The organism is Methylobacterium sp. WL7, from assembly GCF_008040085.1.
In the GTDB taxonomy this organism is placed as follows: domain Bacteria; phylum Pseudomonadota; class Alphaproteobacteria; order Rhizobiales; family Beijerinckiaceae; genus Methylobacterium; species Methylobacterium mesophilicum.
This window is the reverse complement of sequence record NZ_VRVG01000140.1, coordinates 1-13,945: the sequence shown is the minus strand read 5'-3', so window position 1 is coordinate 13,945 and position 13,945 is coordinate 1. Positions and strand designations below refer to the sequence as shown.

16 protein-coding genes are annotated in these 13,945 nt (G+C 68.8%); 4 read left to right on the top strand and 12 right to left on the bottom strand.

Annotated elements, in window-relative coordinates; all coding sequences use genetic code 11:
- The first annotated feature begins 215 nt into the window (after nucleotides 1-215).
- Together FV233_RS24760 and FV233_RS24755 are read left to right on the top strand one after the other, a co-directional pair.
- Nucleotides 216-863 (top strand): dimethylmenaquinone methyltransferase, encoded by a 648-nt coding sequence (locus FV233_RS24760; protein WP_147899086.1) that lies wholly within the window; start codon nucleotides 216-218, stop codon nucleotides 861-863.
- Between the two features lie 110 nt (nucleotides 864-973).
- Complete coding sequence (locus FV233_RS24755; protein WP_147899085.1) at nucleotides 974-1,801, top strand: YdcF family protein; 828 nt, start codon at nucleotides 974-976, stop codon at nucleotides 1,799-1,801.
- On the opposite strand, the gene FV233_RS24750 is transcribed toward FV233_RS24755, so the two are convergent.
- The 10 genes from FV233_RS24750 to FV233_RS24710 all read right to left on the bottom strand — a co-directional run bounded on the left by FV233_RS24750 (nucleotide 1,738) and on the right by FV233_RS24710 (nucleotide 8,344).
- Nucleotides 1,738-2,046 carry a DUF3253 domain-containing protein gene (locus FV233_RS24750; RefSeq protein WP_147854211.1) on the bottom strand — a complete coding sequence of 103 codons (309 nt, stop codon included), beginning with the start codon at nucleotides 2,044-2,046 and terminating at the stop codon, nucleotides 1,738-1,740. The genes FV233_RS24755 and FV233_RS24750 overlap by 64 nt on opposite strands.
- On the bottom strand, nucleotides 2,043-2,804 hold the full coding sequence (locus tag FV233_RS24745; RefSeq protein ID WP_147899084.1) for a DUF599 domain-containing protein: 762 nt from the start codon (nucleotides 2,802-2,804) through the stop codon (nucleotides 2,043-2,045). Before FV233_RS24745 ends, FV233_RS24750 begins: the two co-directional genes overlap by 4 nt.
- A gap of 80 nt (nucleotides 2,805-2,884) precedes the next feature.
- Nucleotides 2,885-3,169 (bottom strand): acylphosphatase, encoded by a 285-nt coding sequence (locus FV233_RS24740; protein WP_147899083.1) that lies wholly within the window; start codon nucleotides 3,167-3,169, stop codon nucleotides 2,885-2,887.
- A 56-nt stretch (nucleotides 3,170-3,225) separates the two neighbouring features.
- On the bottom strand, nucleotides 3,226-4,074 hold the full coding sequence (locus FV233_RS24735; RefSeq protein ID WP_050733449.1) for a formate/nitrite transporter family protein: 849 nt from the start codon (nucleotides 4,072-4,074) through the stop codon (nucleotides 3,226-3,228).
- Between the two features lie 145 nt (nucleotides 4,075-4,219).
- The gene (locus tag FV233_RS24730; RefSeq protein WP_147854214.1) at nucleotides 4,220-4,651 is read right to left on the bottom strand and encodes a gamma-glutamylcyclotransferase family protein; all 432 of its coding nucleotides are present in this window, start codon (nucleotides 4,649-4,651) and stop codon (nucleotides 4,220-4,222) included.
- Nucleotides 4,652-4,688: 37 nt separating this feature from the next.
- Complete coding sequence (locus FV233_RS31685; protein ID WP_268868313.1) at nucleotides 4,689-4,811, bottom strand: hypothetical protein; 123 nt, start codon at nucleotides 4,809-4,811, stop codon at nucleotides 4,689-4,691.
- Complete coding sequence (locus FV233_RS24725; RefSeq protein WP_147899082.1) at nucleotides 4,808-5,038, bottom strand: hypothetical protein; 231 nt, start codon at nucleotides 5,036-5,038, stop codon at nucleotides 4,808-4,810. Before FV233_RS24725 ends, FV233_RS31685 begins: the two co-directional genes overlap by 4 nt.
- A gap of 16 nt (nucleotides 5,039-5,054) precedes the next feature.
- Nucleotides 5,055-7,058, bottom strand: coding sequence for an acetyl/propionyl/methylcrotonyl-CoA carboxylase subunit alpha (locus FV233_RS24720; RefSeq protein WP_147899081.1), 2,004 nt, complete (start codon nucleotides 7,056-7,058; stop codon nucleotides 5,055-5,057).
- Nucleotides 7,059-7,162: 104 nt separating this feature from the next.
- On the bottom strand, nucleotides 7,163-7,603 hold the full coding sequence (locus tag FV233_RS24715; RefSeq protein ID WP_147854217.1) for a hypothetical protein: 441 nt from the start codon (nucleotides 7,601-7,603) through the stop codon (nucleotides 7,163-7,165).
- A gap of 162 nt (nucleotides 7,604-7,765) precedes the next feature.
- Nucleotides 7,766-8,344, bottom strand: coding sequence for a L,D-transpeptidase (locus tag FV233_RS24710; protein WP_147899080.1), 579 nt, complete (start codon nucleotides 8,342-8,344; stop codon nucleotides 7,766-7,768).
- Nucleotides 8,345-8,526: 182 nt separating this feature from the next.
- Here FV233_RS24710 and FV233_RS24705 point away from each other — a divergent pair, with 182 nt between their 5' ends.
- Nucleotides 8,527-9,456, top strand: a complete 930-nt coding sequence (locus FV233_RS24705; protein ID WP_147854218.1) for a histone deacetylase family protein — start codon at nucleotides 8,527-8,529, stop codon at nucleotides 9,454-9,456.
- Nucleotides 9,457-10,358: 902 nt separating this feature from the next.
- A complete protein-coding gene (locus FV233_RS24700) occupies nucleotides 10,359-10,976 on the top strand; it encodes a LysE family translocator (protein WP_147899079.1) in 618 nt (205 codons plus the stop codon).
- An 18-nt stretch (nucleotides 10,977-10,994) separates the two neighbouring features.
- Here FV233_RS24700 and ribB read toward each other — a convergent pair whose 3' ends face one another.
- On the bottom strand, nucleotides 10,995-12,071 hold the full coding sequence (ribB, locus tag FV233_RS24695) for a 3,4-dihydroxy-2-butanone-4-phosphate synthase (RefSeq protein WP_147899078.1): 1,077 nt from the start codon (nucleotides 12,069-12,071) through the stop codon (nucleotides 10,995-10,997).
- A 162-nt stretch (nucleotides 12,072-12,233) separates the two neighbouring features.
- Nucleotides 12,234-13,331 (bottom strand): chorismate synthase, encoded by a 1,098-nt coding sequence (aroC, locus tag FV233_RS24690; RefSeq protein WP_147899077.1) that lies wholly within the window; start codon nucleotides 13,329-13,331, stop codon nucleotides 12,234-12,236.
- Nucleotides 13,332-13,945: the final 614 nt, after the last annotated feature.

Genomic DNA, 13,945 nt, shown 5'->3' with positions numbered 1-13,945 from the left:
GGGCCACCCTCCCCCGCAGAGGGGGGAGGGAGCGCGCACCTGGCCTTCCGGACCAGGATCTACCGGGACCGGCACGGTACCAGACTGAGGGTTGTGCACGTCGTAGCCCGCACGGGAGAGGCGACCCGCACCTTCTGGCCTTGTCGGCACGTCCGCGCGATCCACCTTGACGGCACCGCGCCGATCCGTCCGGCGGCCCCTCACGGAACATCCCGATGGCGATCGACCCGACCCTGCGCGATGCGCTCTCCGCCGTAACGCCGGCCAGCTTGGCGCGGGCACTGGCGCGTGCCGGGATCAAGGCGTTCAGCCCACGCGGCCTGTCGGGGCGGGGTGGTAGCGCCATCGGTCCGGCCTACACCCTCCGGATGATTCCCGCTCGAAACGATGCCGCCGGCGACCTCGCGGCTGCGATCGACGCCGTTCCGGAAGGTGCCCTGCTGGTGATCGATGCCGCGGGTTCCGGACTCGCCCTCCCCTTCGGAGCGATCGTGGCGGCACGGCTCGCCCAGCGCGGCGTCGCCGGCTTGATCACCGACGGCGCCCTTCCGGATCCGGCCGGCCTGCCGGTCTGGTGCGCGCAGGAGGCCGGCAGCGAGACCCTCGCCCTGGTCGGCGCGCAGGAACCCGTCTCGTGCGGCGGGGCCGCCATCCATCCCGGCGACATCGTGGTCTGCGGGTCCGGCGGGATCGTCGCGCTGCCGGCCGACCTCGCCGAGCAGGTCGCCCTGGAGGCCGTCGAGCAACAGCGCCTGGACCTGTGGATCCAGCGCGAGGTCGAGAAGGGCGAAAACCTGGCCAGCCTGCTGCCGCCGGACGCCGCAGCCCTGGCCAGGTTCGAGGCCGAGACAAAGCCGGCTTAGCGCATCGTGCCGAATACCGGAACCGGCACGATAGGCTAACTTATTCATCCGCATCGTCTTTTTCCGAAAGCCGGCGGCCACCTTTCGGAACGATGCTATAGGGCGTCGCCATGTTCTTCCCGCTTTCGAAGGTGGTCTACTTTCTGATCACCCCATCGAATTTCTGCCTCTTCGCCGTCCTGATCGGCCTCGGTCTGGTGGCGGTGACGCGCCGGCGACGCTCCGGTCTGGGTCTCGCCGGTCTCGGCCTGTTCGGCCTGTTACTGGGCGGTTTGTCACCGCTGTCGGACATGGCGATGTTGCCGCTGGAGCAGCGCTTCGCGCCGTACCCGGACGACGGATCCGCGCCGACCGGGATCGTCGTGCTCGGCGGTGCCATCGAAGCGGGTCCGTCCGAGGTGCGGGATCAGGTCATCGTCAACGATGCCGGCGAGCGGCAGATCTACTTCGCCGACCTCGCCCGCCGTTTCCCCGGGGCCCGGCTGGTCTTCTCCGGCGGCAGTGGCTTCATCGGGGGCGGCATTTCGGAGGCCGACATCGTCAGTCGCCAGGCCGATGTCATCGGGCTGCCGCGGACGCGCATGATCCTGGAGAACCGATCGCGTAACACCTACGAGAACGCGGTGTTCTCCGCGGCGCTGGTTCAACCGAAGCCCGGCGAGCGCTGGTTGCTCGTGACGTCGGCCTGGCACATGCCCCGGGCGATCGGCTGCTTCCGCCAGGCCGGCTTCACCGTCGATGCCTTCCCGGTGGATTACCGGACCCGGGGCTGGGGCGACGTCGCCCATTTCCACGGCTTCGCTTCGGAGGGGCTCCTCCAGCTCGATCTTGCCGTGAAGGAATGGATCGGCCTCGTGGTCTATCGGCTCGCCGGCTACACGCCGGATTGGCTGCCCGGGCCGGAGCCGGTCGCCGCACCCGGCAGCGCCAGCCGGTAGATCCCCCGGAAGTCGTCCGGGTCCACCGGCTTACCCTTGCGCAGGATCGCGACCCGACCCGCATGGGCGAGCCGCACCGCCACCCGGCGCACCGGCTGCATCAGCGGCCCCCATCCGTCCGGGTGTGGACCGCCCAGGGCCCTGGCCACCTCCGACGGGCAGATCGTCTTGCCGGCGCCGCGCTCGGCCACGAGGCCCAGCAGGGTCTCCTCGATCGCCGCCTCGTCCGCTTTGGTCGTGGTCATATCCGTGCCTCCTCGGCGGGGGCCAGGAGCGGACCCTCGTGCGGCCCTTCACCGGCCTCCAGCAACGCCTTGCGGATCTCCGAGGCGAACTGTCGACGCCACATGATGATGACCACGGCGGTTGTCGAGGCGAGCAACACATAGGGACTGATGAACCAGCCGAGATAGGCCAGCGCGAAGAAGAACGCGCGCTGCCCCCGGGCGAAATGGCGCCCCGCGCTGACGTTCATCGCGGCCACCCGGCGGACGGCGCGCAGCATCTCGCCGTCGCTGACGCCGGACCCCTTCGACGGCACCGCTCCGAGCAGGATCGCCGCGTAGTTGAACAGCCGGTAGGCCCAGGCGAACTTGAAGAACGCGTAGACGAACACGAAGGCGAGGCCGGCGACCTTCAGCTCCCAGGTGGTCCGGTTCGCCACCGTGCCGAACGGCAGGGTCGCGAACAGGTTCAGCACGTCGTCGCCGGAGCGCGACAGGGTCAGCACCGAGCCCAGCGCGATCAGCGAGGTCGAGGCGAAGAAGGCGGTCCCGTTCTGCAGCGAGGCGTTGATCTGCGTGTCGACCACCCGGTTGTCGCGGCCGATAACCTGCCGCGCCCAGTTGGAGCGGTGGACGTTCATGATCTGGCTGAGGGAGACCATCCGGCCGCGCAGGCGCCCGACCGACAGGCCGTACGCCACCCAGGCCAGGATGAAGTAGACCAGGGCCCCGATATCGAGGGGCGAGAAGGCGGCGCTGCCGGTGGTCGGGTCGGTCATGATCTCGGAGCGCCAGGAGCGGAATCGGATACGGCCTCACGGCCATACCAGTCCGGCCCGCCCCGCAGAACCCGCCCGGCTCAGCCCCGCAGGATGTCGAAGCCGCGCGTGTCTGGCGGGTCGCCGCATTCCTTGACGATGACCTCGCTGACGCTGGCGTGCGGCGGGCCGGAGCGGCACAGGGCGACCATCCGGTCCACCGCATCCGACGGACCGCCGAACACGGCCTCGACCGAGCCGTCGGCGCGGTTGCGGACGAAGCCGGTCAGATCCAGCGCGCGCGCTTCGGCCTGGGTCCAGGCCCGGTAGGACACGCCCTGGACGCGTCCCTTGACGATTACGGAGACGGTGCGCGTCGCGCTCATCGGATCGGCACCGCCTCGAAACAGGCCCGCGCGACAGGCGCGGGCCGCCCTACAGATTACTCGGCGGCCATCGGGCGACGCACGCCGGCGCCGACCGGGGCCGAACGCGTCTCGCCCGTCCGGACGTGGGTCGAGTAGAGCATCAGGCCGGTGAAGGCGAGGCCGCCGACGATGTTGCCGAGCAGGGTCGGGATCTCGTTCCACAACAGGTAATCCATGACGGTCAGGTGGCCGCCCATCAGGATCGCCGACGGGAACAGGAACATGTTCACGACCGAGTGCTCGAAGGTCATGAAGAAGAACACCGTGATCGGCATCCACATGGCGATCACCTTGCCGGGCACCGAGGTGGACAGCATCGCCCCGATCACGCCGGTGGAGACCATCCAGTTGCACATCATGGCGCGCACGAAGAGCGTCAGCATGCCGGCGGCGCCGTACTTCTCGTAGCCGAGGGTGCGCGCCTCGCCGATGCCGGCGATCGCCTTGCCGACCGCGTTCGGCTCGGTGGCGAAGCCGAAGGTGAACACGATCGCCATCATCAGCGCGGTGGTGAGTGCGCCGGCGAAGTTGCCGAAGAACACCAGCGTCCAGTTGCGGGCGATGCCGGCCACGGTGACGCCCGGGCGCTTGTCGATCAGCGCCAGCGGGGTGAGCACGCAGACGCCCGTGAACAGGTCGTAGCCGAGCAGGTACAGCATCGAGAAGCCGACCGGGAACAGCAGCGCGCCGACCAGCGGCTGCCCGGTGGTCTGGTTAATCGTCACCGCGAAGGCGGCCGCGAGCGCCAGGATCGCGCCGGCCATGTAGGCCCGGATGAAGGTGTCTTTGGTGGCCATGAAGACCTTCGATTCACCGGCATCGACGGCCTTCTTCACGAAATCGGCGGGCGCCAGATAGGACATGCGAACCTCTCCCGCGCACGCGGCCGCCGATCGCCGTTGACCGAAGGGCACGCTGCGCAATCACGACAGCTGGCCGGGGCGAAAGGCTGGTGTCGCCGCCCCGGTCGATCGCGAGCAAGCAGGTTGCGTACCAAGTGCCGCCGGTTCAGGTGGGCGGTCCGCGCATCCAGGTACCGAGGTCGCGGATATAGGCCGGCGGAAGCTGGGCGGCACGGGCGGCCGCCAGCACGGCATCGAGGTAGCCGGGCCGCGGCCGCCCCGGCGCGGTGGAGCGGCCGAGATAGATCAGGGCACGCTTGGTGCCGGCGGCCGTGGTCACGGGCAGCGTCGCCTTGGCATAGAGCCCGCCCGCGACGCCCTCGTAGCGGTCCAGCGCCGGGATGTCGTCGAGGGCCAGTTCCCACAGGACCCCGTGCACCACCCGTGCGGGATCGCGCACCACCGAGGCGTAGCCCTCGCGCATGATGATGAAGCGGTGCCGCTTGAGGCAGCCGCCCCCGATCAGCCGCGAGACCGGGCAGCGCAGGGCCATCGCGGCGGCATCCATGTTCGCGCCGTAGGCGAAGTAGAGGGGCATGGTGTCGTCGAAGGCGTCCGGGATGCCGCGGGAGGCATCATTCCCCGGGCGGATGATCGAGGCGGCGCGCCGAACGTTCATTCGCGCGCACGGCCGCGTACGCCATGGCAAGCGTGATAGCCGGGATACCGAACGTGATGAAAAGCCAATCGTAGTTCATGGCTTCAGGCTCCGCAGGCAACGCCTCGCACCGTAATGTAGTGCGGCACCGGTACACAACCAAACCACTGTGAAGAGCGCCCTGTCGAGCTGCAGAATCGGCGCGGTGGCGACCCCGAAACTCGCCGCCGTCATCGGCGTCACGAAACCGATGACGACGTACGCCACCGCGATGTTGTTCAGCGCGGTGGCCAGGAGCTTCGTCTGCTCGTTGTGAACCGCAGGCACGACGAGCGCGCTGCGATCAGGCGAATTCGAGGATCACCGCGTCGACCGCCAGGCTGTCGCCTTCCTTGGCGTGGATCTTCGCGACCGTGGCGTCGCGCTCGGCGCGGAGCATGTTCTCCATCTTCATCGCCTCGACCACCGCGATCGGCTCGCCGTTCTTCACCTCCTGGCCCTCGGTGACCAGGATCTGCTTCACGAGGCCCGGCATCGGGCAGAGCACCTGCTTGCCGGAGCCGGCCTGCTCCTTCACCGGCATCAGCGCGGCGAGTTCGGCCTCGCGGCGGGTGTAGACCCGCGCCTCGGCCGCCGCGCCGGCATGCTGCAGGAACACGCCGTTCAGCAGGCCGCGCACCTGGATGGCGACGCGCTCGGAGCCGATCGTGCCGATCCAGACCGGCTCGCCCGGGCGCCACGCGCTCGCCACCGACAGCGCCGTGCCGTCGTCGCGGGTGACGATCAGGTCTTCGCCCTCCGGCTCGATGGTCACGGCGTAGGATTGGCCGGCCAGGATCACGACGCGGTCCCGCTCGAACGCGAACAGGCCGGGGGCGCGCATCTGCCCGGAGATGCCGCGCTTGCGCTGGTTCAGCTTGTGGTCGATCGCCGCCGCCGCGGCCATCATGCGGACCGCCACCGCGCCGGCGGGCTCCGGGGCGACGAAGCCGTTCGGGAACTCCTCGGCGATGAAGCCGGTGGACAATTCGCCCTCCTGCCAGCGCGGATGCGCCATCAGCGCGGAGAGGAACGGGATGTTGTGGCGGATGCCGTCGATCGCGAAGGCGTCCAGCGCGTCGCCCTGCGCGGCGATCGCCTCGGCCCGGGTCGGCGCCCAGGTGACCAGCTTGGCGATCATCGGATCGTAGTGGATCGCGATCTCGCCGCCCTCCTCCACGCCGGTGTCGTTGCGCACGATCGCGGTGCCCTGACGGCCCTCCTCCGGCGGCCGGTAGGTGGTCAGGCGTCCGATCGAGGGCAGGAAGTTGCGGGTCGGATCCTCGGCGTAGACGCGGCTCTCGACCGCCCAGCCGTCCAGCTTCACCTGCTCCTGCGTCAGCGGCAGCGTCTCGCCGGCCGCGACCCGGATCATCAGCTCGACGAGGTCGAGGCCGGTGATCATCTCGGTCACGGGATGCTCGACCTGGAGGCGGGTGTTCATTTCCAGGAAGTAGAACGACTTGTCCTGGCCGGCGACGAACTCGACCGTGCCGGCGGAATCGTAGTTCACCGCTTTGGCGAGGGCGACGGCCTGCTCGCCCATCTTCCGGCGCGTCTCGGCGTCGAGCAGCGGCGACGGCGCCTCCTCGATCACCTTCTGATTGCGGCGCTGGATCGAGCACTCGCGCTCGCCGAGATAGATCACGTTCCCGTGCTTATCGCCGATCACCTGGATCTCGATGTGCCGCGGGTCGGTGATGAACTTTTCCACGAACACCCGGTCGTCGCCGAAGGACGAGGACGCCTCGGACTTGGCGCGGGCGAAGCCCTCGGCGACCTCGCCCGACGAATGGGCGATGCGCATGCCCTTGCCGCCGCCGCCCGCCGACGCCTTGATCATCACCGGGTAGCCGATGCCGTCGGCGATCTCGACGGCGTGCTCGGGGCTCTCGATCACGCCGAGGAAGCCCGGGACCGTGGAGACGTTGGCGGCTGCGGCCGCCTTCTTGGATTCAATCTTGTCGCCCATGGCTGCGATGGCGCCGGGATTGGGGCCGATGAACACGATGCCGGCAGCCTCGAGGGCCTTCGGGAAGGCCTCGCGCTCGGACAGGAAGCCGTAGCCGGGATGGACCGCCTGGGCGCCGGTCTGCCGGCAGGCCTCGACGATCTTCTCGATGACCAGGTAGGACTGCGCCGCGGCGGCGGGGCCGATATGGACCGCCTCGTCGGCCATCGCGACGTGCACCGCATCGCGGTCGGCGTCCGAATAGACTGCCACCGTCCTGATGCCCATCTTCCGGGCGGTCTTGATGACCCGGCAGGCGATTTCGCCCCGGTTGGCGATCAGGATCTTTTCGAACATCGCTGGCGCATCACTTTCGAGATCGCCGGATTGCACACCGGCTTGACTGTCCCGATAGATCAGTTGCGCCGCGGACGGAAGCTGCGCCTCGGTCGAAGGGTCCGTCAGGCGGCGAGCGCGAAGGTGAGGCGGGGAGCCTGGGCCGCCTCGCGGGTCCAGCGGTTGGCGTCCAGCGCGAAGGCCATCAGGGTCTCGGCGCTGCCTTCCGCCTCGCGGACGATCTCCATGGCGATCCGGGCGCCGACGGGGCTCGGGCCGTCCCGGCCGCTGAGCGAGCTGGCGAGCCAGGCGGCGACGTCCCGGTCGATGTAGCCGGTCGGGCGCAGACCCCACACGGCGAAGTCGACCACCGACGCAACCAGGAAGTCCGCGAAGGCCTCGGAGCCGATCACGGCCCGCTCCAGGGCGATCAGCATGTCGGCCTCGTCGCGGCTCATGATCCCCTCCGGCAGAACCTCGCGCTTGAGGACCAGCAGGTCCTCGTCGCTGATCGCGCCAGTGGAAACGGCATGGTTGCAGAACTGTTGAACGGAAATCATGGTCATGGCTGCCTGCTCCTCCGACCTTTGCTGCGGTCGGTGTTTGTCCCGGTGTGATTTGAACTTACGGGACGGCACCCCTGCCGGAAGTTAACGGCAAGGTCTGAACGGAAGTTCAGGTAAACACGGACCGAGCAAGCAGGCTTATTGGGACGTTGACCAGTTGCGTTACCGGACGATGACCGTGGCTCCGACCGGGGCGCGATCGAACAGGTCCACCACGTCGATGTTGCGCATGCGGATGCAGCCCGACGAGACCGCCTGTCCGATCTTCTCCGGCTCGTTGGTGCCGTGGATCCGGTAGAGCGTGTCCTTGCCGTGATCGGACAGGTAAAGGGCGCGCGCGCCGAGCGGGTTCATCGGTCCGCCCTGCATGGCGTGAACGTGCGGCCAGCGCCTGATCATATCGGCCGGAGGGTTCCAGGCCGGCCACTCGGCCTTGCGGCTGACCGTGGCTGTCCCGGTCCAGCCATAGGCCTCGTCACCCACCGTGACGCCGTAGCGGATCGCCTTGCCGTCCGGCAGCACGAGGTAGAGCTGGCGCTCCCCGGTTTCTACGACGATCGTGCCCGGGGGCTGTCCGGTCGGGTCGCTCACCTGATATCGCGCGAAGTGCGGATCGAACTCGGCGTCGGGCACGAGCGCCATGAACTCGGCATCGCGGGCCGAAACCTTCGGGTCGGGCACGGCCTTGAACGTGCAGCCCGCGAGCAGGACGACGCAGGCGATGGCCGGGATGACACGCATGCGGTTGTTCTCTCGCATCCTCCGCGCCGCCGGGCATGCGGCCCGGCCGCAATGCGCCCGCGGAAGATTCGAGCAACTATAATCAGGGCGGGCACGCAGCCGTAGTCCGCGCGTTCCGCCCATGGCACATTGCCGGCTCCTGTTGCAGGCGCGCGACAGGACCGCATCCGGGAGCGACCGTCGTGACCACCCTGTACGTCAGCCATCCCGCGAGTTTCGACCACGAGGTGCCGGAGGGCCACCCGGAGCGGCCGGCGCGGATGCGTGCGATCGAGCGCGCCCTGGAGGACGAGCGCTTCGCCGGCCTGGTGCGGGTCGCAGCGCCCCGAGCCGAGATCGAGGTCGCCACCCTGGCGCATCCGCGCGAATACGTGGACGCGCTGGTGGCCGCGGTCCCAGAGCACGGGATGGTCGGGATCGATGCCGACACCATCCTGTCTGCCGGCAGCCTTGAGGCGACCCTGCGGGCAATCGGGGGCGCCAACCATGCCCTGGATTCGATCATGGCCGGCGAATGCCGCAACGCCTTCGTGGCGATGCGCCCGCCTGGGCACCATGCCGAGCGGACGCGCTCGATGGGCTTCTGCCTGTTCAACCACGCCGCCATCGCGGCCCGCTACGCCCGGCAGAAGCACGGCGCCGAGCGCGTGGCACTGGTCGATTGGGACGTGCATCACGGCAACGGCAGCCAGGACATCTTCTGGGACGATGCCAGCGTGCTCTACTGCTCGACCCACCAGATGCCGCTCTATCCGGGCAGCGGTGCCGCCTCTGAGCGGGGCGAGAAGGACACGATCGTCAACGTGCCGCTGCGACCCAACGACGACGGTGCCGTGTTCCGCGAGGCGTTCGAGGCCGGCATCCTTTCGCGGCTGGAGACCTTCCGGCCCGACGTGATCGTGATCTCGGCCGGCTTCGACGCCCACCGCCTCGACCCGTTGGCCAATCTCCGTCTGGAAGCGGAGGATTTCGGCTGGGCGACCCGCAAGCTGATGGACCTGGCCGAGCGGTCCGCCGGCGGCCGGATCGTCTCGGTGCTCGAGGGCGGCTACAGCCTGGAAGGCCTCGCCAAATCCGTGTCCGCCCACGTGGACGCGCTCATGGGCCGGTAGGCCCAGCCCTATCGAGATGTTCGAGCAAAGGTCGGCATCGGACTGTCCCGCTGGGCCGGCGACCCCTGGTCTTTGCCGAGGGCGTTCTGAAAACAGCCTCGTCATCCCGGGGCCGCGAAGCGGAGCCCGGGATCTAGAACCAGTGTCGGATCAGTGACTTGCGCCGTACGTGGTTCTGGATCCCGGGCTCGCCTACGGCGTCCCGGGATGACAGGGTAGCGGCTGAAATGTCCGCGGAAACCTGGGATCCGTGGCGTAAGGATAGTCCTCTGCGACCCGTCTCTGTCCTCCACGCCGCCTTCTCGGCTGTCATGCCGGCCAGAGATGGGCGCATGCCGTCGGACTTGGCCTGCGCCATCCGAAACGCTTAGTCCCAACCCTTTGAAGGTGTTTGGATGGCAGCCCAGATCCGATGACGCGCGCGATTCTCGCCAGGGGTAATCGCCGCAGGGACGATACGGACCTGGAAGGGAGACCGCGTGCGGAGATCCCCCTTCCACGAGGCCCAGATTTCGGCATCGGCATCCGCATCCACCCGGTCATCCCGGGGCGCCGCAGGCGAGCCCGGGATCCAGAGCCACCGACGGTGCAAGCCTCTGATCCGACAACGGTTCTGGATCCCAGGCTCCGCTTCGCGGCCCCGGGAGGACGGTGTCGTTCTCAGAACGACCTCTGCAAAGACAAGGCGTCGTAGGGCAGGCGCGATATTCCGCTGCCGCAAACAGCTCGAAACAGCTGGCCGGTAGGCCCCTCGCGCCTCCGGTTGCCGACGGCAGCCGGCACGCCATAGTCGGGTCCACCGACGGCCAGGCGAATCGCGCGATGTCACAGAGAATGATCGGAGCGAGACCGGAGGCGGCCCGCCCGGCCGCCGCAAACCCGTTGGACCCGGGCTCCGCGCGATGACGTCGGCCGGCTTCCTCACCTACGCCTTGGCGCTCGGCGTCGCGGCCGCGGTGCCCGGCCCCGGCGTCGTCGCCCTGATCGCGCGCGCCCTCTCTTCGGGCTTCAAGGCCGCCATGGCCTTCGCGGTGGGGCTGGTCCTGGGCGACCTCACGTTCCTGTCCGCGGCGGTGTTCGGGCTGGCCCTGATCGCGGAGACTTTGGGCGAACTGTTCGTGGTCGTCCGGCTCTGCGCCGGCCTGTATCTCGCCATCCTGGCGGTCCGGCTCTGGCGTTCGGCCGGCCGGACCGACCGGGTCGAGGGCGGCCCGGCCGACCGGCCGCTGGCGAGCTTCGTCGCCGGGCTCACCGTCACCCTGGCCAACCCCAAGACGATCGTCTTCTACCTCGCCGTGCTGCCGACGCTGGTCGACCTTCGCACCATCACGGCCGGGGACTACGCCACACTCGTCGGCCTGACCGGATCGGTGCTCGTTGTGGTGATGACGCCCTATGCCGCCCTCGCAGCACGGGCGCGCGATTCCTTGCGCGAACCTGCCTTCCGCGCCCGGCTGAACAGGGGCGCCGCCGCCATCATGGCGGGCGCCGCAATCTGGACCATCGCGCGCCGCGCCTGAGGCGCGTCCGGCCTCGGATCACCCCTCCAACGGCTCGTCGCCCAGCAGCTCGATGCCGAAGCCCGAGAGGCCGACATAGGAGCGCGCCGAGGTCGCGAGGTTGCGGATCGACACGATTCCGAGGTCGCGCAGGATCTGGGCGCCGAGGCCGACTTCCCGCCATTGGCGGGCGCGCAGGGCCTCCGTTCCCTCCTCCATGGCGCTCTTCAGCGGGACGCCGGCGGTCCCGTCCCGCAGGTAGACCAGCACCCCGCGGCCCTCCGATGCGAAGCGCTTGAGCACGGCGTCGATCTGCTTGCCGCCGCCGATCACGTCGGCGGCGACGTTGGAGCGATGGAGCCGCACCAGCACGTCCCGGCCGTCGCCGATCTCGCCCATCACGAAGGCGAATTGCTGGATCGCCTCGAACGGCGTGGAGAACGCGTAGGCCGTCACGTCGCCGTGGTTGGAATGGACCGTGAAGTGCCCGACCCGCTCCACCAGCCGGTCCCGCGCCTGCCGGTAGGCGATCAGGTCGGCGACGGAGACGCGCTTGAGGCCGTGCGTCTCGGAGAAGGCCTCGATCTGCGGGCCCTTCATCACGGTGCCGTCGTCGTTGGCGAGCTCGCAGATCACCCCGACCGGGGGCAGTTCGGCGAGCTTGCACAGGTCGACGGCGGCCTCGGTATGGCCCGAGCGCATCAGCACGCCGCCGTTGCGGGCGATCAGCGGGAAGACGTGGCCGGGGCGGACGAAGTCGCCGGCGCCCATGTTGCCGTTGGCGAGCGCCCGCACCGTGTTGCAGCGCTGCTCCGCGGAGATGCCGGTGGTCAGCCCGTGCTTGGTGTCGACCGTGACCGTGAACGCGGTGCCGAGCGGCGCGTCGTTCGAGGCCACCATCGGGTCGAGATGCAGCCGGCGGGCCTCGTCCTGGGTGATCGGCGCGCAGACGATGCCGCAGGTGTTGCGGATGATGAACGCCATCTTCTCCGGCGTGCAGAGCGAGGCGGCGACGACGAGGTCGCCCTCGTTCTCGCGGTCGTCATCGTCGGTGACGACCACGATCTCGCCGCGGGCGAAGGCCGCGATGGCCTCGGTAACGGTGCAATGGGGCACGGATCGCTCTCTCGTCTCGCATCTCTCCGCCCCAGGCGGGGTGGAAAGGCCCGGATCGCCCGCCGCCGCGCCGGATGAAGGGTCCGGCGCGGGCGAGCCTGTGAAATCGTGGCTCCGAAGCGGTCGGTCGATCGCGGGGCGATCGGCCTCGGCTGCGGCGCGTCAGGCGGCTCCCACCTGTCCGCGGTGACGTAGATAGTGATCGGCCAGCACGCAGGCCATCATGGCCTCCGCCACCGGGACGGCGCGGATGCCGACGCACGGATCGTGGCGGCCCTTGGTGATCAGGTCGACCTCGCCGCCGTCGCGGTTCACCGAGCGGCGCGGGGTCAGGATCGAGGAGGTCGGCTTCACGGCGAAGCGCACCACCACCGGCTCGCCGTTGGAGATGCCGCCCAGGATGCCGCCCGCATGGTTGGCCATGAACCGCGGGCGCCCGCCGTTGCCGCCCCGCATCTCGTCGGCGTTGTCCTCGCCCCTGAGCGCGGCGGCCGCGAACCCGTCGCCGATCTCCACGCCCTTCACGGCGTTGATCGACATCATGGCGGCGGCGAGATCCGCGTCGAGCTTGCCGTAGACCGGGGCGCCGAGGCCCGGGGGTACGCCCTCGGCCACCACCTCGATCACGGCGCCGACCGAGGAGCCGTCCTTGCGGATCCCGTCCAGGTAGGTCTCGTAGAGGGCGGCCGTCTCGGGGTCGGGGCAGAAGAACGGGTTGTTGCCGACCTCTTCCCAGTCCCAGCGCGACCGGTCGATGGCGTGCGGTCCCATCTGCACCAGGGCGGCCCGGATGGTGATGCCCGGAATCACCTTGCGCGCCACCGCGCCCGCGGCGACCCGGGCCGCGGTCTCCCGGGCCGAGGAGCGGCCGCCGCCGCGATAGTCGCGGATGCCGTACTTGGCATCGTAGGTGTAGTCGGCGTGGCCGGGCCGGTAGCTGTCGCGGATCTCGGAATAATCCTTCGAGCGCTGATCGGTGTTCTCGATCATCAGCGCGATCGGCGTGCCCGTGGTGAACTGGCGCCCGCCGGTGCGGTCGTCGGCGAACACGCCGGACAGGATCTTCACCTGGTCGGGCTCGCGGCGCTGGGTGGTGAAGCGCGACTGGCCGGGCTTGCGGCGGTCGAGCTCCGCCTGGATCTCGTCGGCCTCCAGCGCGAGGCCGGGCGGACAGCCATCCACCACGCAGCCGAGCGCGACCCCGTGGCTCTCGCCGAAGGTCGTGACGCGGAACAGGTGGCCGAAGGTGTTGTGAGACATGACGCGGCCCGTCTAGCGCGGGAGCGCCGGTGGCACAAACGGCAGGTGATGCATGCGATCGTTCAGTTCGCGATCAACCCGCCGGGCTGGCATTCGATACGAGCCTGAGGAAGCTCGCCGCATTCAGGGCTCGTCGGCCCGCTTCGCAAAATGAAGCGCCCCAAACCCGAGGATGAGCGCTGCCGCGGGAACGCTCAGCAGGACGAGGAGATTCACGATGCTCATGACACCAACTCCTTCAGGAAGCGCCGCGCAGCGTAATGTAGGCTCGCGCTCGCGATCCAGCAAACAATCGCGATGCAAACAACCCCGGGGATCGGAACGCTCGGCGGACTCGATGTGTACAAGACTGCAAAGATCGGCGCCAGTCCACCAACGGCGAAGATCGATCCAGCGATCGCATTGACATAATTTGCGGTCAGCTTTGTTCGCTCATTCACAATAAGAATGGCCCGCGGAGAGGGTCTGTTTTTGAAGAGCGATCTGTCCATCTGTCGTGACTCGAGCTTCTTACTCGGCATTTTCACCTCACCAGAGCCTTGTGGGAAGGTGAATTTCAGACGAATTCGTTGCCCGTCGTTAGATCACACACTGTCGATCAGAAGTTATTGTAT